We start from the raw sequence: 18,204 nt of genomic DNA on the forward strand, positions 1-18,204 counted from the left end.
AAAGTTTCGCTAGGTGAAATACACACCTAAGCGCGGCTCATCCAGTTCAACGGCTCGTACGAGCCACCATCGGAATGCACGACCAGGCGCATCTATTTAGCCCAGCACAAACGCGAGAAGTTCATCGATCGTGTCGACTCCGGCCAGCGCAGCGAGTTCTTCGCCGGGCGCGGCATAGCCCCAGCGCACGAGAACCGTGGGCACGTTGTGCTCGGCGGCCCCCTCGATGTCGAAGCTGCGGTCGCCGATCATCAACGGCGTCGGAGAGTGCGCGATGGCCTGCAACTGTGCCAACGTTTCGCCCACGACGTCCGACTTGGTGGGACGTTTCGAGCTACTGCCCACAAGGGCGGTGAAGTACTGGGCGATGCCAAAGTGCTCGGCCGTGTGCACGGCTTCGCGTTGAGGTTTACTGGTGGAGACCCCGAGCGGAATACCGGCTTCGACGAGGGTGGCGAGCAGACGATCGACCTCGGGAAAGAGCTCCTGGTGAATGAGGCCGTCACGCTTGGAGAGCGCCTTATAGAAAGCGTTGGCCTCGGAGATGCGCTCGGGACCAACGAAGGTGAGCAACGAGGATCCGGTCGGCGGGCCAATCAACAGGCGAATGCCGGCCTCATTGGGCGGGGTGACCCCAAAGTGTTCGAGGGTCTCGCGCAGGCGCGCAGAGATGGCGGGAGCCGAGTCGACGAGAGTGCCATCCATGTCAAAAAGTATCGGAGTCCAGGGTGTCATGAGCGTTGCGTCCGTTCTTCGCCCACGCTGTTGCCACCGTCAACGACGATGACCTGGCCCGTGATGTAGGAGGCGCCGGGACTGGCGAGCCACGCGACGGCCGAGGCAATTTCGACGGCGGTACCGCTTCTTCCGGCGGGAACCAGGGTTCCTTCAATCGCCTCGGAGGGAAGCTGCGATCCCGTTTCGATCCAGCCGGGGGCCACCGCATTGACGGTAATGCCAAGCGGCGCTTCGTCTACCGCGAGTGCGCGGGTCATGCCGACCATGCCGGCTTTTGCAGCGGCATAACCGATGTCCCCGCGGGCGCCCATGACCGGCCCCGTCACACTCGTGATGTTGATGATCCGGCCCCAGCGGGCGGTCCGCATAAACGCAATAACGGCACGCGTTGCGTGAAAGGCCGTGGTCAGGTTGATGGCGAGCGCTTTTTCCCAATCGGAGGTCGACATCTCGATGCCACCCTGCGCGATTTCGGCATCATCCACGGTGACCATGCCGGCATTATTGACCAGGATGCTCGGCACGTCCCAAACGCCGGCCGCCACATCCGCCAGCCCCTTCGAAAGGGCGTCAGCACCGTCCGCGGTGTCTAGCCGCACGACAAGGCCAACGGTGTCGATGCCCAAAGCCTCGAGCTCAGTGACCCGATCGTGAATGCGCGCAGTCGTTCCGGTGACGATAACCCTGGCACCCATTTCGCCCAAGAGACGGGCACTCGCAAAGCCGATACCCGTCGCACTCCCAGCTCCCGTCACGAGCGCCGTTTTGCCGGTGAGATCCGTCAGGGCTGAAATCTGCGATGCAGCCTGTGAGGCCGGGGGGAAGGAAGACATGCCTTCAGCTTAAACGAGTGCGAGGCGGGCCCTCGTAGTGCTCGCTCTCAGCGGACATCTTCTAGGCTGGAGGCATGAGTGAGAGTGCACGTGGCGCCGTGAGCGCAACATCCGGAATCGACATCAATGAACTGGATGCCACCGTGCACCCGCAAGACGATTTGTACCGTCACGTCAATGGCAAGTGGGAGATGCGCACCCCGATTCCCGCCGACAAGGCTCGGTACGGTTCGTTCCACATTTTGGCCGAGCACGCCGAAGAGGCTGTTCGCGACATCATCATCGAAGGCCAGGAAGCCGAGCCCGGTTCCGAGCAGCGCACCGTGGGCGATTTGTATGCCTCCTTCATGGACACCGACCTCATCGACACCTTGGGCGTAGCCCCCATCGAGAGCCAGCTCGCCTTCGCCGGAAACGTGACGACCATCTCCTCGCTTCTTGACACCGTTGCGCGCCTCGAACGCCACGGCGTGGGCGGCTTCCTTGACCTGTTTGTCGATAACGACCCCGGCAACCCAGAGCGCTACCTTGTGTTCGCCGAACAGGGTGGCCTGGGCCTCCCCGACGAGAGCTATTACCGCGACGAGAAGTTTGCCTCCGCGCGCGAGGCCTACGTCAATCACATTCAACGGATGTTCGAACTCACCGCCGAAGAACTCCCCACCACGGAGGGTCTCGATGATGCCGCGGCTCGGGCCGGCCGTGTGTTCGAGCTCGAGACTTCGCTCGCCGCAATCCATTGGGACAACGTGCGCACGCGCGACAGTGTCGCCACCTACAACCCGCTCGCGTGGGCCTCGGTGCACGAGCTTGTGGCCGAGGGTGCTCGCGCTGCCCTGGAAGATGACGCCGCTTCCGGCCTGAATGTCAGCGATCACGTTGCCGACTTCGACATTTGGGCGACCGCCATGGAGGCTCCCGCGGGAGCCCTCGACACCGTCGTTGTTCGCGAACCTAGCTTTCTTTCGGGCCTCGGTTCGCTGCTAACACCCGCCCACCTCGAATCATGGAAAGACTGGTTGGCCTGGAACATCATCCACTCGGCCGCCGCCTTCCTGCCCGGCGCGTTCGTCACTGAGAACTTCGACTTCTACGGCCGCACCCTCACCGGAACCCCCGAGCAGCGCGCCCGGTGGAAGCGCGGTGTCTCCCTCGTTGAGGGTGCCATGGGCGAATCCGTAGGAAAAATTTATGTCAGCCGTCACTTTCCCGAGGCCGCCAAAGCCGACATGGATGTCTTGGTCGACAACCTCATTGAGGCCTACCGCGAATCCATCACCAACCTCGAATGGATGAGCAAAGAAACGCGCGGCCGGGCTCTGGAGAAGCTCGACAAGTTCACCCCCAAGGTGGGCTACCCCGTCAAGTGGCGTGACTACTCGGCACTCGTGATTAGTGCCACGGACCTCATGGGGAACGTGCGGCGCATCGCCGAGTTCGAGTCGGCTCGGGAGTTTGGCAAAATCGGCAAGCCCATTGACCGCGACGAGTGGTTCATGACCCCGCAGACCGTCAACGCGTATTACAACCCGGGCTTCAACGAGATTGTCTTTCCAGCAGCCATACTCCAGCCTCCGTTCTTTGACCCTGCGTGGGATGACGCCGCCAACTATGGTTCCATCGGCGCCGTTATTGGCCACGAAATCGGTCACGGCTTCGACGATCAGGGCTCACGCTTTGACGGCGACGGCAAGCTCACCGACTGGTGGACGGCAGAGGACCGCGAGGCGTTCGAGAAACGCACCGCCTCTCTCGTTGAGCAGTTCAACGCGCTCGCTCCCAAGCAGGTTCCGGGTCACTTCGTCAACGGTGAACTCACCATCGGTGAGAACATCGGTGACCTCGGCGGCCTCGCCATCGCGTGGCGGGCGTACAAGATTTCTTTGAAGGGCGCTGAGTCGCCCGTCATCGACGGACTCACTGGCGCGCAGCGATTCTTCCTGAGCTGGGCGCAGTCTTGGCAGCAAAAGGGCCGCGACGAAGAGGTAATTCGCCTCCTGGCAATCGACCCTCACTCGCCCAACGAGTTCCGCTGCAACCAGATCGTGCGCAACATCGACGCGTTCTACGATGCCTTTGCCGTGACCGAAAAAGATGCCGCCTGGTTGGAGCCCGCCAAGCGTGTCACCATCTGGTAGCGAGTCGCCTAACCCGCGAGGTTGCGCAACATGGACAGCGCCTTGCGGGCCGAGACATCGGGCAGGTACGCGCGGCCAACGGCGATGGCAATCGCCGGCAGGGCCACCGGGTCGGGGTAGGCCATGTACAGCGTCTCATAGTGAGGGTTGAACTTGGCCTTAAAGAACATGAGCGAGGAGAATCCGTAGGCGGGTTCTAGGCGCTGAGCCAAGAAGTCCAGCAGCCGCGTCAGAGTTGTCGATGCCGGTGTTGCCGACGGAGGAATCTCCCCCTCGCCGACGTCGGAGCTCTTGGGCGATTGTGGCTTGCGTGCCAGAGGCACCCCCGACAAACTCATCACGGCGTTGCCGGCCTCCTTCATATGGAGCGCGGCCGAACCGATGAGAAATTCCATGACGCCGTTGACGCTATTTTCACCGCGGCGCATGAAGTCCAGGGTCCAGCCAATAACAACGCCATCCCGGTAATTGGGAAGCCAACTCGTGATGCCATGGATGCGACCGTCACCGTCGATGGCCAGCATGAGACGCACATCCGGATCCTCAAGTTCTGCTGCGGTGCCAAGCGTAAAGCCCATCTCGGGAATATCGCGTGCCGAGACCCAGCCCTCAGAAATCCCCCGAATCTGAGAGACCTGGTCGGGGGTCAAATCGGGCCAACGCGTCCACGACGTGGTGACATTTTCGCGGGCGGCGCGGTTGAGAGCGTGACGCACTTTCTGCCACGCCTTACTGGCAATATCTAAGGACGCGAGGTCGATGAGCGTTTCCTCGCCGACGGCCACTTTTTGCCAGCCGAGTGTTTCGAAAGCCGGCAGAAGATGTTCGTGAACACTGTAGAAAACTGGGGTCCAGTGATGACGATCACAAAATGACGAAAATTCGTGGATGCGCTGCAAGTCGTTGCCCGCTGCACCTATCGGATCAGAGACCGTCAGGGCGACTCCGTTGATGACCCGGTAGGCAATGGCAACTTTCCCGTCAGGGCTGAACCAATAGTTATTGCCCGGCCAGGTGGCCATGAAGCCCAGCGAGCCGCCACCGGTTTTCAGAATCTCGCGCACCCGACGCTGATCACGCACGAGCGTCTCGGACTTGGCGTTCGCCAACACGTAGATGCAACCGATGACGAAGATGACCCAGAAGAGCGGTCCGGCCCAGTGGAAGATCAACAGGCCAATGGCGAAAGCCGGTTGGTGGGCAACGTGAACCCAGCCAAAGAGGTGGAGAGGAACGAACGGTTTCAGGCTGGTCCAGATCAGTGCCCACGAGGACTCGCCGCGGTTGGTCGAGGCCGCCCCGATGACGAGCGTGACGAGTGTGACGGTAAAGAGAACAGCGAAGCTCAGAGAAATGACGACAGCAAAGCGCCGAATCTGGTGCCCCGAACTACGAATCGGGAAGTAGCTTCTATTGAGAAACAGCACAACGGCCACCGCTAGGGGAAGCGCAACGGCGAGGAGCGTGCTTCCGACGAGTTCAACCACGCTTAGTGTGGACCAACCCGGTTCGGGGAGGTCTGAAAATAGGGACAAAATGTTAAAGGCTATGAAGGAAAGGATTGCGAGGGCAACGTTGACGACAATCGCCAGCGAAAGACCAAATCGCCTCCCCCTGCCGAGTCCCCAAGCCGCGACCAGCAACACGGCAATTGGCACAAACGCCATCGCGACGCCTCCCGTGCCATGTCCGCTCGCAAGGAGAAGGCTCTTGGTGCAGGCGGAGTGAACCAGCTGTCCACACTGTTCCAAGACCGTGGAGGCGCTCACGACATTGCCCGAAATAATTCCCGACACGAGCGAGAATGGGGCAAGCCCGCTGGGTTGGGTCAAAGCAATGACCGGTCCCACCGCAGTGACGGCTGTCATCGTGGCCAGGAGACGGCGACGAACGAGCCGCGGGGAATGTTCCAGACTGCGACGTGTCTTGCCGCGAGCTAGGAGCCAGCCCAGCGGGATTCCGATGCCGGCCGCAATTAGCCGATAGATGTCGGAGGGAGCACCACTGTACAAAACAAAGACCAGCAAGGCGGCGATGGCGACGACACGAACCCGCCGCCGCCACAGTGTTGACATGTACGCCGTCGCCGTGAGCAGAACCCCCACGACGGGGGTCAACGGATCGAGCGTCTCTAGGGTGCGCGTCCCGGTCGCCCACCACTCGCCAGCGGCGGTGCCGAGAACCTGCAGCGTGATCCCGAGGCCGACTCCCAAGAGCCCGGTAATCAGAAAAGCGAGCGCTGTTCGTAAAGGTTTCAAGAGCCGTTCGGCGACACCGAGCAGCACAATCGACGCGATCAGGTCGATGATGAATTGGGTGAGGTCGTGAGCCACAAAAAGATCCGTCAAAATGGTCCACCAGCGCTGGTCCTGGAGGGTCGACGTAATCCCTGCCCCCAAGTCGAGCGACGACAGGTGCGCAGCACCCTGGGTGAGGTTTCCGGTAACGATGGCTGTCATGATCAATAAAATCGTGACGGATACGGTGACCGGGTAAGTGCGGAGCACTACCGAAGCGCGGCTTATGAATTTCATTTTGTCACCGGAGCCGAAAGCCCAAAGCGGGGAAACAGTACATCGAAACCCACCGGCAACCCCAGGATGAGCGACGTGTTGTTGTGGGTCACCCCGGGCAGTCGCTTAAACGTGACGGTCATCCCCGCGGCGGCGGCGGCCTTGGATACTGCCTCCTGACCCGGTCCATAATGTGAGTCAAGTTCGCCGGTCGTGAAGATGGCCACGGTATCGGCGTAGGTTTGCCCCGCCATGATGTTGATGGGTTTGATCGCGTCGTAGGCTTTTTGATCGCCGCCGAACTCTTCTTTCAAAACGGCCCTTTCCTCTGTTAGACCGGCAAATTCGATGCCGGAGACATCCAATATATTGCCCCATGTTTCAGGATATTTTGCCCCAAAGTACGCGGCGCAACCGCCACCGTTGGAGAATCCCGCAAAAGTCCAGTCTTTGCGGTCCAGTGAAACGTTCAGGTTCGCCGAAATCCAGGGGACAACATCCCGGGCGACGTAGGTGTCGACGTTACCGCGCGGGCCGTCGAGGCATAGAGGATCAAACGTGGGTTTTGAGAGTTGATCGACGACGACCACAATCGGAGCGAGCCCCTTATTTTTAGCGGCGAAAGTTTCTAGCGTGCGAGCAATGATGGTCGGATCGGGATCGCCGGGTTCCCCCATCATTAACACGACCACCGGGAGTTTGGGAGGGTTTGCCACAAGAGCGGCCGGCGGAAGATAAATCTGGGCCGGTCGAGCGGGGAAATGCGAAACCTCGTTGGGGATCCCGCCGGCAATGATGCCCGTCAGACCACGGCGCGGCATGTCGGCGGGGGGATTCCAGGTGACATAGAGCGGGGATGTTTGTGGCGCCGCACTCGATACCGTCACTGCCGGGAGCACCACAATCTTGCTCGTCGAAATATGCAAAAAGGAAGCCAGCGTCGGCGTCAGCCCATATGCCGCATTAACCCCCAGGGTCGCGGAAACCAGAAAAAGCACGGCTCCGAGAGCGGGAATGATCTTGCCCCAGCCTCTAAAACTAAGGAGCGCGCGAAGAGCCACGCAAAGACCGGCGAAGCCCGCATAAATCCAGCCGTAGGCTCCGGGGTCGAGCGGGCCACCGAAGGTATTGAGCGTGTCAACCGTAATCCAGAGTGTTAGCCACGCGGCGAAGAGACCGGCGACAGCCGCGATCATCAGCCAGACAACGTCCCGGCGCCCGCGAAGAAGAGAGTGCAGGATGAGCAACCCCATGATGACCAGGCTCACGACGTACACCGCCACGGGGAACGCACCAAAAGAGATGTTGAGATCGAGCACGAGGGCCTCCACTGGCCTGTTGACATTGGTGAAAAGTGGTTACGGATCTCAGGGAAAAAAGCCACTCGTAGAACCCTGAGTTCAGCAGGTCGGTATGGGAGTTTCCTGAAAGTTTACTGGCAGGACTCTATGGATGCGAATGTGGGGCACTGGGACCCCGCCGGTAGGATTGACAACTGGCACGTTAACCAAGGTTGACGCGCATCTTTACCTTATTTATTGCCCCACACACTAGGAGCATCCTGTGGCCCCGACCTCGCGTCTTGATTCTGTTATTGCCCTCGCGCAACACCGCGGTTTTGTCTTTCAAGCCGGTGAAATCTATGGCGGATCGCGTTCGGCGTGGGACTACGGACCCCTGGGTGTTGCCCTCAAAGAGAACATTAAGAAGCAGTGGTGGAACTTCATGGTTCAGCGCCGCGACGACGTCGTGGGTCTGGACTCTTCCGTCATTTTGCCTCGCAAGGTCTGGGAAGCATCCGGTCACGTCGAGGTTTTTAGTGATCCCCTGATTGAGTGCACCAGCTGCCACAAGCGTTTTCGTGAGGACCACCTGCTCGAGGAATTCGAGGAACGAAAGGGTCGTGCGCCCGAGGGCGGAATGGCTGGCTTGCCCTGCCCCAACTGTGGAACCCGTGGTGCCTGGACCGAGCCCAAAGCATTCTCCGGTCTCTTGAAGACCAACCTGGGCCCCGTCGATGATGAGTCGGGCATGCACTACCTCCGCCCCGAAACGGCTCAAGGTATTTTCGTGAACTTCGCCAACGTGCTTCAGGCCTCCCGCATGAAGCCTCCGTTCGGTATTGGCCAGATCGGTAAGAGCTTCCGCAACGAGATCACGCCGGGAAACTTCATCTTTCGCACACGCGAGTTCGAGCAGATGGAGATGGAATTCTTCGTCGAGCCCGGCACCGATGAAGATTGGCACCAGTACTGGATCGACCAGCGCCTGGCGTGGTACGTCGGTCTCGGCATCGACGCCGACAACCTGCGCCTCTTTGAGCACGCGGCCGAAAAGCTCTCGCACTACTCCAAGCGCACCGTAGACATCGAGTATCGCTTCGGGTTCGTCGGTGGCGAGTTCGGTGAGCTTGAGGGCATTGCCAACCGTACCGACTTCGACCTCAAGACACACTCCGAGGCCAGCGGCAAAGACCTTTCATACTTCGATCAGACGAAGAACGAGCGATGGTTCCCCTACGTTATTGAGCCGGCCGCCGGACTCACACGATCGCTGATGGCGTTCCTCGTCGACGCGTACGTGGAAGAAGAAGTTCCTAATGCCAAGGGTGGAACGGACAAGCGCACCGTGCTCAAGCTCGATCCTCGCCTGGCTCCGGTGAAAGCAGCGATCCTTCCGCTGTCGCGCAACGAGCAACTGTCGCCCATAGCCCGCGAGCTCGCGGCGGAACTTCGGGAGTCCTGGAACATCGACTTCGACGACGCTGGTGCCATTGGCCGTCGCTACCGCCGTCAAGACGAAATAGGAACACCGTTCTGTGTCACGGTCGATTTCGACAGCCTCGATGATAAGGCAGTCACGGTTCGCGATCGCGACACGATGTTGCAGCAGCGCGTGCCTATCGCTGACCTGCACGCCTACCTCGCTTTGGCGCTGAAAGGCGCCTAAGTTCGCGGGCGTTCATTGGATGCCCTGAAAACTGAGGCAACAGCCATGACCGAATCCTCTTCGCCCACCTCCTATGACGTTCTCGTTGTGGGCAGTGACGTTGCCGCGCTGATGGCGGCCTTGGATTGCGCACGGATCGGACTGAGGGTTGTCCTTCTGGCAACCCCGCCAGCGGAGCACCGCCCAGCAGTTTTCAGCCATCGCGCCGGCATCGTTGCGAGCCTGCTCACGGAGCTGAACATTCCCTTTTCCATTCGTGAGCGAGTCACCGTGAAGGGTCACGAGTCCCGCTCCACGGCGGGGGCGGCCACCGGCAGCATCGTGGGGATTCCGGCGAACCCATTTGCTCTAAACGTTCGCGAGGTTCTGGGGTGGCGCGGGGCGTGGAGGGTCTACCTCGATCGCCTGATCCCGCTGCTCACCATCGGAACCGAAACCAATCTTGGGCATATCGTGCGGCGGCGCCTCGGCAAGCGCGCTGAGCGCCTGCTCGTTGACCCCGTCCTCCAGGCGCTGTACGGTCTTTCCGCTGAGGAGATTCCGGTTGCCACCGTGGTGCCCGGACTCAACCAGGCGATGACCCGTGCGGGATGTCTCACTACCGGGATCATTGATCTGATTGTCGCTGATCCTCGGGTCGCTCAGGTCGTTGAGGTTGCCGGCGGGGTGGGGCACATTGAGACCGTTCTTCGCGAGCGTCTGGCGTTCTTCTCCGCCCGCATCATCGATGTCGCGGATGTTCACCTCACCCTGATTGAGGATGGCGAAAATCGGCCAACGGCCTTCGGTGCCTCGGCATTCGCTCCTTCGGGACCCATCACTGTTGTCACGCAGGCCGCGCTGCTACCGGCGGGCGAGGCGCTGGCCGCCCAGAGTCCTGCCAACGAGCGCGTCGCTGTCGTGGGAATCTCCGAGCAATTCCCCGGTTTGGAATCTGCGGTCCCGGAATCTCGGAGCGCATCCGCCTCAATTCGTCGTGTGTTGTTAAGTGATCCCACGAGGCTTCCCTTGGGTCCTTTAGGTCACGAGGGTTAGGCTAGACGTGTCGCATATGCGATTCGTGACATATTTTTTTCGACCACGCACTTTTTCTAAAACGAACTGAACGGAGTAACGATGAGAGGCAAGTTTCTGTTCTTTCTTGGCCTAGCCATTGGATACGTTTTTGGTACCCGCGCTGGTCGCCGTCGATACGAACAAATTAAGGCTGCAGCGCAAAACATTTGGGAGTCCGAACCCATTCAGTGGTCGGTCCACCAGGCACAGGACGCCGTGGGCGACGTGGCGGAGGACGTCCTCACTGCCGCGAAGCGCGTCATTCATCAGGTGACGGGGGACAAACCCGTCGCCACGTCTGCGCCCAAGCGCGCTTCTCGAAAGCCGGCAGCAAAATCAGCCACCACGCGGGCGAGCACCAAAACGGCCCCAAGGGAAACCGCCAGACCCACGGCGGAGCCGGCTGCCCGGAAACCGGCAGCAAAGTCGACACTGGAGGCTTAAATGGCAACCGCACCACAGGGAAAACCCACTCCTTCGGAGGCAACTTCTACCGAGGAACGTTCGTTGTTCTCTCTCTTGCGCGACCTTCCGGGCTTGCTCCTTGAGCTTGTGCGCGTTGAAGTTGAGCAGCTCAAGCGTGAGATGGCGCGCAAGCTCAAAAATCTTGGCGTCGGTGCGGCCCTCGTTGTCATCGCACTCTCGCTGACCACGTTCTTCTTTGGCACCCTCATTGCTGCCGCAGTTTTGGGTTTTGCGGAGATCATGCCCCCGTGGGCTGCCGCCCTGACCGTAGCGGGAATTCTCTTGGTCATCATCGTGGTTCTCCTAGGTCTTGCTGTGACGAGGTTCAAGAAGGGGTCTCCCCCGTTGCCGACCGAAACCTTTGACAGCATTGTCGCTGACGCCAACGCACTCAAGGGGGAGGGCCACTATGACAAGCGCTAACCCAGCATCCGTATCTGGATTCACTCAAGAAGAACTCATTGCCCACCTCAAGCGAACGCGAGCTCAGCTCGGCGCCACCCTCGATGCCGTTGAGGAGAAGGTCAATGTTCCCAAACGGTTAGACAAGGCGGCCACGCGCCTGAAAGGGAAACTTCGCATCATGCGTCAAGAGAACCCTGTGGCGTTGGCGGCAATAGTCGCAGGGGCGATTGCGGTCGTGGGTCTCATCACCTATGCCGGATATCGCTCAATAACACGCCGATAGTGCACTTTGCTCAAAAGTTGTCACCTATTCGTGACCTTGCGGAGCGCTTTCAATTTGGATGAACGGCTCGACCGTCTCACAATGGGAAGTGATGTCTTTAACTTCACCGATTGAGACGCGCCCGTTATTCGGTCGCAAGGTTCTGGTTCCCCGAGGCGGCCCTTGGGGTGATTCCGTTGCCTCAGCGCTTCGCTCTAAAGGGGCGACACCTGTTATTGCCCCCATGATTAATTTTGAAACCACGGATGACGTCGAGGCGCTGCAAACAGCTTTTGCTGACCTGGCGGCGGGCAAGTTCGACTGGGTCACGATGACGAGTGCCACCACCGTAGACGTTTTGGCCGCGTATGGTGCTGTCATCCCGCCCTCGACGCGTGTTGCCGCCGTAGGGGAGACAACGGCTTCCGCATTGCGGGCGGCTGGGTACAAGGCCGACCTCGTTCCCAGCGAAGAGAACACCGCCCATGGCCTTCTTGAGTCCTGGGCACAGGCAACGATGGGTGTCGTCCCGCTCCGCATCCTTACCTTGCGTTCTCAGATTGCCATTCCGGTGCTTACGGAAGGCTTGAAGCGCATTGGTCACAATGTGCGCTCGGTTGTGGCTTATCGCACAGTTGGCATTCCCGTAGAGGATGCCATTATTCGTGAGGTTCGCGAGGGGGGCTTTACCGCCGTGCTGGTGACCTCCGGCAGTGTCGGTGAGCAGGTTGCCCTTCAAATGGGCGATATCCCGAGCGGAACATTTGTTGCCGCCATTGGCCCGCGCACGGCGAAGGATGCCCGGGCGTTCGGCCTGCGGATCGACGCGGTCGCCGCTGAGCAAGACGTTGACTCTCTCATCCGCCTTCTCGTTGCCAATGCTCTAGTGTCGTCGACCTAGAACGAAATCCCGACGTGTTCGGTGCACGTCACGTGCTTCCCCGAGCAGCCATCGCAGACAACGAGCTGTTCGCGGCATGCGGGTTCGACGCAGTTCATCATGTGCTTGGTGGCGTTTCCACAGGCGACACAGGTACCCAGAATGGCAGCACCGGCGGCGAAGTCAATCGACATGCGCTGATCAAAAACGTAGAGAGAGCCGTCCCATAGTCCGTCATTGCCACGCGCTTCGCCGTAGCGAACGATTCCGCCGTCGAGTTGGTACACCTCGGAAAACCCGCGGGCCTTCATCAGTGGTGTGAGAACCTCGCAACGAATTCCACCGGTGCAATAGGTCACAACGGGCTTGTCTTTCAGATGGTCGTACTTGCCACTTTCAAGCTCGGCAATGAAGTCGTGGGTGGTGCGAACATCCGGCACAATGGCTCCACGAAACCGGCCGATTTCGGCCTCAAACGCGTTGCGCCCATCGAAGAACACGACGTCATCTCCGCGCTCGGCAACGAGGGCATCGAGGGAGTCTGCGGTGAGCATGGCGCCACCGCCGATGACCCCGGATTCATTGACCGTAATCTCATCGGGAACGCCAAAGCTCACAATTTCATCGCGTACTTTGACGCTGAGACGCGGAAAATCAGTGCTGAAACCTTCGGTGTCGATGGAGGTACCTTCGCTCCACTTGGCATCCATCTCTTTGAAACCAGCGAATTCTCGCGTCTTGCGCAGATACTTCTTCATGTTGGTGAGGTCACCACCCACGGTGCCATTGATACCGTGGCGTGAAATCAAAATACGCCCGCGCAGGTTCAGCGACTCACAGAGGTCGCGCTGCCACAGGCGAATCGCTTCGGGGTCAGCCAAGGGTGTGAACGCGTAGTAGAGAAGAATCTTGGGAACAGCCACGATGCAATTTTACGCCCCCGACGCGGGCGGGCGCCCCGAGCTGTCATCGTTACTCATATTGACAATCATTATCAATAAGCCTAGGTTAGAGAAATGACGTCACATAAAAAGGCCATTTCCATCACAACAGCCCTGATCGCCGCCGGTACCGTGCTTGCCTTCAGCGGATGCGCCCCAGCGACCTCCACTACCGCCGCGACCGATTCGCTCGCCGTTGTCGCGACGACTACGCAGGTTGCTGATTTCTCCCGTGAGGTCGCCGGAACCGCGGGCACCGTGACGGGACTCGTCCAAGCCAATCAGAGCGTGCACGGCTTCGACCCTTCCGCCAAGAATCTGCTCGACTTGGGCGCCGCGGATGTTCTGGTCACCAGCGGTGTCGACTTAGAATCCTGGCTCGATGACGCGATTGCCGCATCCGGATTTGCTGGAACCGTTATTGACGCATCCACCGGTGTGACCCTTTTGCCGTCGCTCGAAGCTTCGGGAGCCATGGACCCTCACGTCTGGACAAACCCGGCCAACGCCGTCCAGATGGTGCAGAACATCGCGGCAGGATTTGTCGCCGCAGACCCAGCTCAGGCCATCGCATTCGAGGCCAACTCTGCAGCCTACGTCGAGAAATTGACCGCTCTCAATGCGTGGGCAACGGCCAGCATCGACCAGGTTCCGCTCGCGGAGCGTTTGCTCGTGACCAATCACGATGCGTTCACCTATTTCTATAATGCCTACGGCATCACGTTCGTCGGGTCGATCATCCCGAGCTTGGATGACAATGCTGAGCCCAGTGCCGCCGAACTCGACACATTGATTGCGGCGATCCAAGCATCTGGAGCGAAGGCTGTCTTCTCGGAGGCGTCACTGTCACCCAAGCTCGCGGAGACCATCGCACAGGAAGCCGGTGTGCAGGTGTATTCCGTTGAGAACGCGCTCTACTCTGATTCGCTGGGGGCAGCCGGATCACCGGGAGCAACGTATCTTTCGGCGACCATCCATAACGTCACGGTCCTGATGGATTCATGGGGCTACGCTGTGACACCACTTCCTGCCACACTGGCCGTATGAACTTTGTGAACACCCCGGCAACGCCTGTGGCTCTTGAGCTCATAGGCGCTGCCTTCTCCTACGGACACGACGTCGCCCTTGATGAGGTGACACTCTCCGTGCATGAGGGTGAAGCTCTGGCGTTGATTGGTCCGAATGGGTCAGGAAAGTCGACCTTTCTCAAGGGGGTCTTGGGGTTGTTGCCCGTAACTGCGGGAACCATGGAGATCTTCGGCGCTGTTCGTGGCCCGGACACAGCGCGATCGCTGGGTTATCTTCCCCAGAGTGACGAGGTTGACCCGGAGTTCCCGGTGTCTCTGGAACAAGTTGTCATGATGGGGCGTTACCGCCGCATGGGCTGGTGGCGTTTGCCCGCTCGCGCCGACCGTGCCGCGGTGGCTGAAGCGTTGCGCCTGACGGGTCTCACGACTCTCGCCAAGAAACGATTCGGGCTTCTCTCCGGCGGTCAGCAACAGCGGGGTCTCCTGGCCCGAGCGCTTGCCGCCAACCCCCGCATGCTCCTCTTAGATGAACCTTTCAACGGTCTCGACCAGCCCAACCGGGAGGCTTTGGTGGAGACCATCCGGGTGTTGAAGGGCGAAGGCGTTACGGTGTTGCTGACCACCCACGACCTCGCTTTAGCCCGCGAAGTGTGTGACAAGGTGCTGTTGGTGAACGGAACCCAAATTGCCTTTGGCTCGCTCGCCGACGTGCTCACGCTCCAAAATCTACAGGCAGCTTTTAGCGGCTTTCAGGTTGAGGTCGATGAGCACTCTGTCGTTCTTCCCGGTCACGACGGTCACTAAGCATGGTGTTCCTCGACTCCCTCACGACCGCCTTCGCCCTGCCCTTCATGGGCCGCGCGCTGATTGTGTTGCTCGTGTTGAGCCTCGCTGCCGGTGTGATTGGTGTTTTCATCAACCTGCGTGGCCTCGAATTCCTATCGGACGGTCTCACGCACGCGGTGTTCCCGGGTATTGCGGCGGGGTTCGTTCTCGGCGGCCGCGACGGTCTCTACGTGGGGGCTTTGATTGCCGCCATTGCCGCCGCGGTTGTTCTCACGTTGCTGTCGAATAAGCGTGTCAGCTCGGATGCGACGATTGCCATTGTGCTCACAGCCATGTTTAGTCTGGGTGTCATTTTTGTTTCTCGGTCCACCGATTACGCCGGGCAACTGGAATCATTGCTCTTTGGGCATCTCCTCACGGTCACCCACACCGAGGTTGTGGTCACCTCGGTTGTGGCCATTATCGCTTTGCTTCTTGTGGTGACTACTTTTCGGGGGCAGCTTTTCGTGGCGTTCGATCGATCGGCCACGCAGGCGGTCGGCTATCGTCCTCTGCTCCTCAACCTCACCCTCAATGTCGCCATCGCCCTCGTCGTTGTGGCAGCCTCCAGCGCGGTGGGAAACCTGCTCGTCCTGGCGGTGCTGATTGTTCCTGGAGCCGTCGCACGTTTGGCTACCAGACGACTCGCCCTCTTGTTTGTGGTTTCTGCGGGATTCGCCATGCTGGCTTCGTGGTTCGGCTTGGCCACGGCCTTCGGCCTGTCGGTCAGTGCCGATGTCGCCATTCCCGGCGGCGCCACCGTCGTACTTTTCTTCGTTCTGGGATACCTGCTCATGTTGGGGTGGCGGGGGATTCGTCGATGAGTTATCTCGATCGCGCCATGATTGTTCTCACCCTCGTTGGCGCCCTCAGCGGTCTCGTGGGAACCTTCGTTGTTTTGCGCCGCCGAGTCCTCTTCGCGCAGGCACTCACCCACGCCACCTTCCCGGGGGCGGTGTTAGCTGCCGTCGCTGGTGTCAACATCCAAATCGGTGCGGCCATCGCGAGCCTGGTGTTGGTGGGCGGGCTTGCGTTACTCGGTCGTGTGCGCGGGCAGGGGACGCAAGCGGCATCCGGTGTCATGCTCACGGCCGGTTTCGCCTTCGGTGTCTTGCTTCAGGCACTTAATCCCAACATTCCTATTCATGTCGATAGCTTTCTCTTTGGGTCGGTGCTGGCCTCGTCCTGGAACGATGCCCTCTTCGCTGGCATTGCGCTCGCCGTGACGGTCGTCGTGCTCCTGATTGCCGGCAAGCAGTTGATTTTTGCGGTCTTCGACCCGCGTGGCTATCGCGCTGCGGGTTTCAATGAGAGGGGCATGGATGTTGTCCTCCTGCTCCTCACGACTCTCACCGTGGTTGCAGCGCTGCCGGCGGTGGGCGCCATCCTCGCTATCTCACTGATTGCTGCGCCTCCCGCAGCCGCTCGCCTGCTGACCTCGAAAGCGACGACCATGTTGTTCGTTGCACCAGCATTGGGAGTCACTGCGGGGCTCCTCGGACTTACCATTTCACGCTTGTGGGCCGTTAGCGCTGGAGCAAGCGTTGCACTGGTCGCGGCGGGTATCTTCTTAGTAGCCCTCGGAATAAACCGGGTGCGGTCGGGAGCACGTTCATGAGCACGCCAGCCAAGCGCAATACGTGGCAGCGCGAAGCCGTGCGCGAGGCGCTCGGCCATAATGACGGATTTGTTAGCGCGCAGGCTTTGCACGCCGTGCTTCGCGAAGGCGGTTCGCCCATCGGGCTGGCCACGGTCTATCGAGCACTCGCCGACTTGGCAACCGCCGACGAGGCCGACAGTCTGCAGTCGCCCGACGGCGAGAACCTCTTTCGGGCCTGCACGAGTAGTGGTCACCACCACCACCTGATTTGCAGATCCTGTGGTCTTACTGTGGAAATCGAGGCGCACGCCGTAGAAGCATGGGCTCAAGATGTTGCGGCCGAACATGGTTTCACGGCTGCCCAGCACGTGGTCGACGTCTTTGGGCTGTGTGCCGCCTGCACGAAGCTCGCCGCGCACTGAATCCTGGAGCCCGCGTCTGGTTCGAGTGCTTAGTTCGAGCCGTTAGTCCCAGCTCATCGGACTAGACCCAGAAACCCATCTCCTCGAGGCCACTGGTTTGCCGACTCGGCGCAAATGGTGGGCTAAGCGGCTGTCGCGTTCATCGAGATGCCTCATGTGGCGACCTCCGTCGGCGTGTCGGCCACGATTTGCGACTTCTCGATGGGTCGTCGCCCGGAACTGGGGTGCGGAACTCGGGCGCGACACGAATTTGCGCGACATGCCTGCTCTGACATAGAGTCATTCTTTGGCTGGACGGAATTCCTCGTTCGGTAGCGCGCTTCACGCCGCAGTCGCAAGATTGTTGGGTTTGTTGCGTGTCGACAAGAGATCTTGGGTAAGGCACTCGCCTTACGGTATTAGGAGGATAGACATGGCTGCGACCTGTCAAGTTACCGGAGCCATTCCTGGCTTCGGTCACAACATTTCACACTCGCACCGACGCACTAAGCGTCGTTTCGACCCGAACATTCAGAAGAAGAAGTACTACGTACCCTCGCTTCGTCGCAACGTCACACTGACGCTGTCTGTTAAGGGCATCAAGATGATTGACGTTCGTGGCATTGAGTCCGTCGTCAAGGACCTCCTTGCTCGTGGGGAGAAAATCTAATGGCTAAGGCACATGACGTACGCCCGATCATCAAGATGAAGTCGACCGCAGGCACGGGTTACACCTATGTCACGCGTAAGAACCGTCGTAACAACCCAGACCGTCTCGTACTGAAAAAGTACGATCCCGTAGTGCGTAAGCACGTGGAATTCCGCGAGGAGCGCTAATGGCTAAGAAGAGCAAGATTGCCCGTAACGAGCAGCGCAAGGTTATTGTCGAGCGTTATGCCGCCAAGCGCCTTGAAATCAAGAAGGCACTCGTTGACATCAACGGTACCGACGCAACCCGTGAGGCTGCTCGCGTAGCCCTCCAGAAGCTTCCTCGCAACGCATCGCCGATTCGTGTTCGCAGCCGCGACGCCATCGACGGTCGGCCCCGTGGAGTTCTCACCAAGTTCGGCATTTCGCGTGTTCGTTTTCGCGATATGGCGCACCGAGGCGAATTACCGGGCATTACCAAGTCCAGCTGGTAAGTTTTCCCTTGTATATCCGTAGCTACTC

General features: G+C 59.8%; 20 protein-coding genes. 15 read left to right on the plus strand and 5 right to left on the minus strand.

Annotated elements, in window-relative coordinates; all coding sequences use genetic code 11:
* Positions 1–96 precede the first annotated feature (96 nt).
* Positions 97–735 (minus strand): HAD hydrolase-like protein, encoded by a 639-nt coding sequence (locus FB555_RS07435; protein ID WP_182484845.1) that lies wholly within the window; start codon positions 733–735, stop codon positions 97–99.
* The gene (locus tag FB555_RS07440; protein ID WP_182484846.1) at positions 732–1,571 is read right to left on the minus strand and encodes an SDR family oxidoreductase; all 840 of its coding nucleotides are present in this window, start codon (positions 1,569–1,571) and stop codon (positions 732–734) included. Before FB555_RS07440 ends, FB555_RS07435 begins: the two co-directional genes overlap by 4 nt.
* A 74-nt stretch (positions 1,572–1,645) precedes the next feature.
* Here FB555_RS07440 and FB555_RS07445 point away from each other — a divergent pair, with 74 nt between their 5' ends.
* Positions 1,646–3,709 (plus strand): M13 family metallopeptidase, encoded by a 2,064-nt coding sequence (locus FB555_RS07445; RefSeq protein WP_182484847.1) that lies wholly within the window; start codon positions 1,646–1,648, stop codon positions 3,707–3,709.
* 8 nt (positions 3,710–3,717) lie between these two features.
* Here FB555_RS07445 and FB555_RS07450 read toward each other — a convergent pair whose 3' ends face one another.
* Together FB555_RS07450 and FB555_RS11100 are read right to left on the minus strand one after the other, a co-directional pair.
* A complete protein-coding gene (locus FB555_RS07450) occupies positions 3,718–6,168 on the minus strand; it encodes a bifunctional lysylphosphatidylglycerol flippase/synthetase MprF (RefSeq protein WP_182484848.1) in 2,451 nt (816 codons plus the stop codon).
* A gap of 71 nt (positions 6,169–6,239) precedes the next feature.
* On the minus strand, positions 6,240–7,541 hold the full coding sequence (locus tag FB555_RS11100; RefSeq protein WP_182484849.1) for an alpha/beta hydrolase-fold protein: 1,302 nt from the start codon (positions 7,539–7,541) through the stop codon (positions 6,240–6,242).
* A 244-nt stretch (positions 7,542–7,785) separates the two neighbouring features.
* Between FB555_RS11100 and FB555_RS07460 the strand changes: the two genes are divergently transcribed.
* The 6 genes from FB555_RS07460 (at position 7,786) to FB555_RS07485 (ending at position 12,260) form a co-directional block, all read left to right on the plus strand.
* Positions 7,786–9,171, plus strand: coding sequence for a glycine--tRNA ligase (locus tag FB555_RS07460; protein WP_182484850.1), 1,386 nt, complete (start codon positions 7,786–7,788; stop codon positions 9,169–9,171).
* A gap of 45 nt (positions 9,172–9,216) precedes the next feature.
* Complete coding sequence (locus tag FB555_RS07465) at positions 9,217–10,206, plus strand: hypothetical protein (protein WP_182484851.1); 990 nt, start codon at positions 9,217–9,219, stop codon at positions 10,204–10,206.
* A gap of 81 nt (positions 10,207–10,287) precedes the next feature.
* On the plus strand, positions 10,288–10,671 hold the full coding sequence (locus FB555_RS07470; protein WP_182484852.1) for a YtxH domain-containing protein: 384 nt from the start codon (positions 10,288–10,290) through the stop codon (positions 10,669–10,671).
* Positions 10,672–11,115 (plus strand): phage holin family protein, encoded by a 444-nt coding sequence (locus FB555_RS07475; RefSeq protein ID WP_182484853.1) that lies wholly within the window; start codon positions 10,672–10,674, stop codon positions 11,113–11,115.
* Entirely contained in the window at positions 11,102–11,380 is a 279-nt protein-coding gene (locus FB555_RS07480) for a DUF3618 domain-containing protein (RefSeq protein ID WP_182484854.1), read from the plus strand. Before FB555_RS07475 ends, FB555_RS07480 begins: the two co-directional genes overlap by 14 nt.
* Positions 11,381–11,471: 91 nt before the next feature.
* Positions 11,472–12,260, plus strand: a complete 789-nt coding sequence (locus tag FB555_RS07485) for a uroporphyrinogen-III synthase (RefSeq protein ID WP_182484855.1) — start codon at positions 11,472–11,474, stop codon at positions 12,258–12,260.
* On the opposite strand, the gene trhO is transcribed toward FB555_RS07485, so the two are convergent.
* Positions 12,257–13,162 (minus strand): oxygen-dependent tRNA uridine(34) hydroxylase TrhO, encoded by a 906-nt coding sequence (trhO, locus tag FB555_RS07490; RefSeq protein ID WP_182484856.1) that lies wholly within the window; start codon positions 13,160–13,162, stop codon positions 12,257–12,259. The genes FB555_RS07485 and trhO overlap by 4 nt on opposite strands.
* Before the next feature lie 93 nt (positions 13,163–13,255).
* Between trhO and FB555_RS07495 the strand changes: the two genes are divergently transcribed.
* The 8 genes from FB555_RS07495 (at position 13,256) to rpsN (ending at position 18,176) form a co-directional block, all read left to right on the plus strand.
* Positions 13,256–14,227, plus strand: coding sequence for a metal ABC transporter substrate-binding protein (locus FB555_RS07495; RefSeq protein WP_182484857.1), 972 nt, complete (start codon positions 13,256–13,258; stop codon positions 14,225–14,227).
* Positions 14,224–15,012: a metal ABC transporter ATP-binding protein gene (locus tag FB555_RS07500; protein ID WP_182484858.1), complete on the plus strand. Its 789-nt coding sequence runs from the start codon at positions 14,224–14,226 to the stop codon at positions 15,010–15,012. Before FB555_RS07495 ends, FB555_RS07500 begins: the two co-directional genes overlap by 4 nt.
* A 2-nt stretch (positions 15,013–15,014) precedes the next feature.
* A complete protein-coding gene (locus tag FB555_RS07505) occupies positions 15,015–15,857 on the plus strand; it encodes a metal ABC transporter permease (protein WP_182484859.1) in 843 nt (280 codons plus the stop codon).
* Positions 15,854–16,651, plus strand: coding sequence for a metal ABC transporter permease (locus tag FB555_RS07510; protein WP_182484860.1), 798 nt, complete (start codon positions 15,854–15,856; stop codon positions 16,649–16,651). Before FB555_RS07505 ends, FB555_RS07510 begins: the two co-directional genes overlap by 4 nt.
* Positions 16,648–17,055, plus strand: coding sequence for a Fur family transcriptional regulator (locus FB555_RS07515; RefSeq protein WP_182484861.1), 408 nt, complete (start codon positions 16,648–16,650; stop codon positions 17,053–17,055). Before FB555_RS07510 ends, FB555_RS07515 begins: the two co-directional genes overlap by 4 nt.
* A 412-nt stretch (positions 17,056–17,467) precedes the next feature.
* Complete coding sequence (gene rpmB, locus FB555_RS07520) at positions 17,468–17,704, plus strand: 50S ribosomal protein L28 (protein ID WP_182484862.1); 237 nt, start codon at positions 17,468–17,470, stop codon at positions 17,702–17,704.
* Positions 17,704–17,871 carry a 50S ribosomal protein L33 gene (gene rpmG, locus FB555_RS07525; protein ID WP_182484863.1) on the plus strand — a complete coding sequence of 56 codons (168 nt, stop codon included), beginning with the start codon at positions 17,704–17,706 and terminating at the stop codon, positions 17,869–17,871. The genes rpmB and rpmG overlap by 1 nt, the downstream gene beginning before the upstream one ends.
* Complete coding sequence (gene rpsN, locus FB555_RS07530) at positions 17,871–18,176, plus strand: 30S ribosomal protein S14 (protein ID WP_182484864.1); 306 nt, start codon at positions 17,871–17,873, stop codon at positions 18,174–18,176. The genes rpmG and rpsN overlap by 1 nt, the downstream gene beginning before the upstream one ends.
* The last annotated feature ends 28 nt before the right edge of the window (positions 18,177–18,204 follow it).

The organism is Alpinimonas psychrophila (assembly GCF_014137865.1).
Classification (GTDB): Bacteria; Actinomycetota; Actinomycetes; order Actinomycetales; family Microbacteriaceae; genus Alpinimonas; species Alpinimonas psychrophila.

Bases quoted from the DNA above. Each gene is read 5' to 3' on its own strand.
- FB555_RS07515 (WP_182484861.1), top strand. From the start codon at position 16,648: ATGAGCACGCCAGCCAAGCGCAATACGTGGCAGCGCGAAGCCGTGCGC.
- FB555_RS07475 (WP_182484853.1), top strand. From the start codon at position 10,672: ATGGCAACCGCACCACAGGGAAAACCCACTCCTTCGGAGGCAACTTCT.
- FB555_RS07450 (WP_182484848.1), bottom strand. From the start codon at position 6,168: ATGACAGCCATCGTTACCGGAAACCTCACCCAGGGTGCTGCGCACCTG.
- rpsN (WP_182484864.1), top strand. From the start codon at position 17,871: ATGGCTAAGAAGAGCAAGATTGCCCGTAACGAGCAGCGCAAGGTTATT.
- rpmG (WP_182484863.1), top strand. From the start codon at position 17,704: ATGGCTAAGGCACATGACGTACGCCCGATCATCAAGATGAAGTCGACC.
- FB555_RS07485 (WP_182484855.1), top strand. From the start codon at position 11,472: ATGTCTTTAACTTCACCGATTGAGACGCGCCCGTTATTCGGTCGCAAG.
- FB555_RS07440 (WP_182484846.1), bottom strand. From the start codon at position 1,571: ATGTCTTCCTTCCCCCCGGCCTCACAGGCTGCATCGCAGATTTCAGCC.
- FB555_RS07445 (WP_182484847.1), top strand. From the start codon at position 1,646: ATGAGTGAGAGTGCACGTGGCGCCGTGAGCGCAACATCCGGAATCGAC.
- FB555_RS07510 (WP_182484860.1), top strand. From the start codon at position 15,854: ATGAGTTATCTCGATCGCGCCATGATTGTTCTCACCCTCGTTGGCGCC.
- FB555_RS07505 (WP_182484859.1), top strand. From the start codon at position 15,015: ATGGTGTTCCTCGACTCCCTCACGACCGCCTTCGCCCTGCCCTTCATG.
- FB555_RS07465 (WP_182484851.1), top strand. From the start codon at position 9,217: ATGACCGAATCCTCTTCGCCCACCTCCTATGACGTTCTCGTTGTGGGC.
- FB555_RS07470 (WP_182484852.1), top strand. From the start codon at position 10,288: ATGAGAGGCAAGTTTCTGTTCTTTCTTGGCCTAGCCATTGGATACGTT.
- FB555_RS07480 (WP_182484854.1), top strand. From the start codon at position 11,102: ATGACAAGCGCTAACCCAGCATCCGTATCTGGATTCACTCAAGAAGAA.
- FB555_RS07495 (WP_182484857.1), top strand. From the start codon at position 13,256: ATGACGTCACATAAAAAGGCCATTTCCATCACAACAGCCCTGATCGCC.
- rpmB (WP_182484862.1), top strand. From the start codon at position 17,468: ATGGCTGCGACCTGTCAAGTTACCGGAGCCATTCCTGGCTTCGGTCAC.
- FB555_RS07435 (WP_182484845.1), bottom strand. From the start codon at position 735: ATGACACCCTGGACTCCGATACTTTTTGACATGGATGGCACTCTCGTC.
- FB555_RS07500 (WP_182484858.1), top strand. From the start codon at position 14,224: ATGAACTTTGTGAACACCCCGGCAACGCCTGTGGCTCTTGAGCTCATA.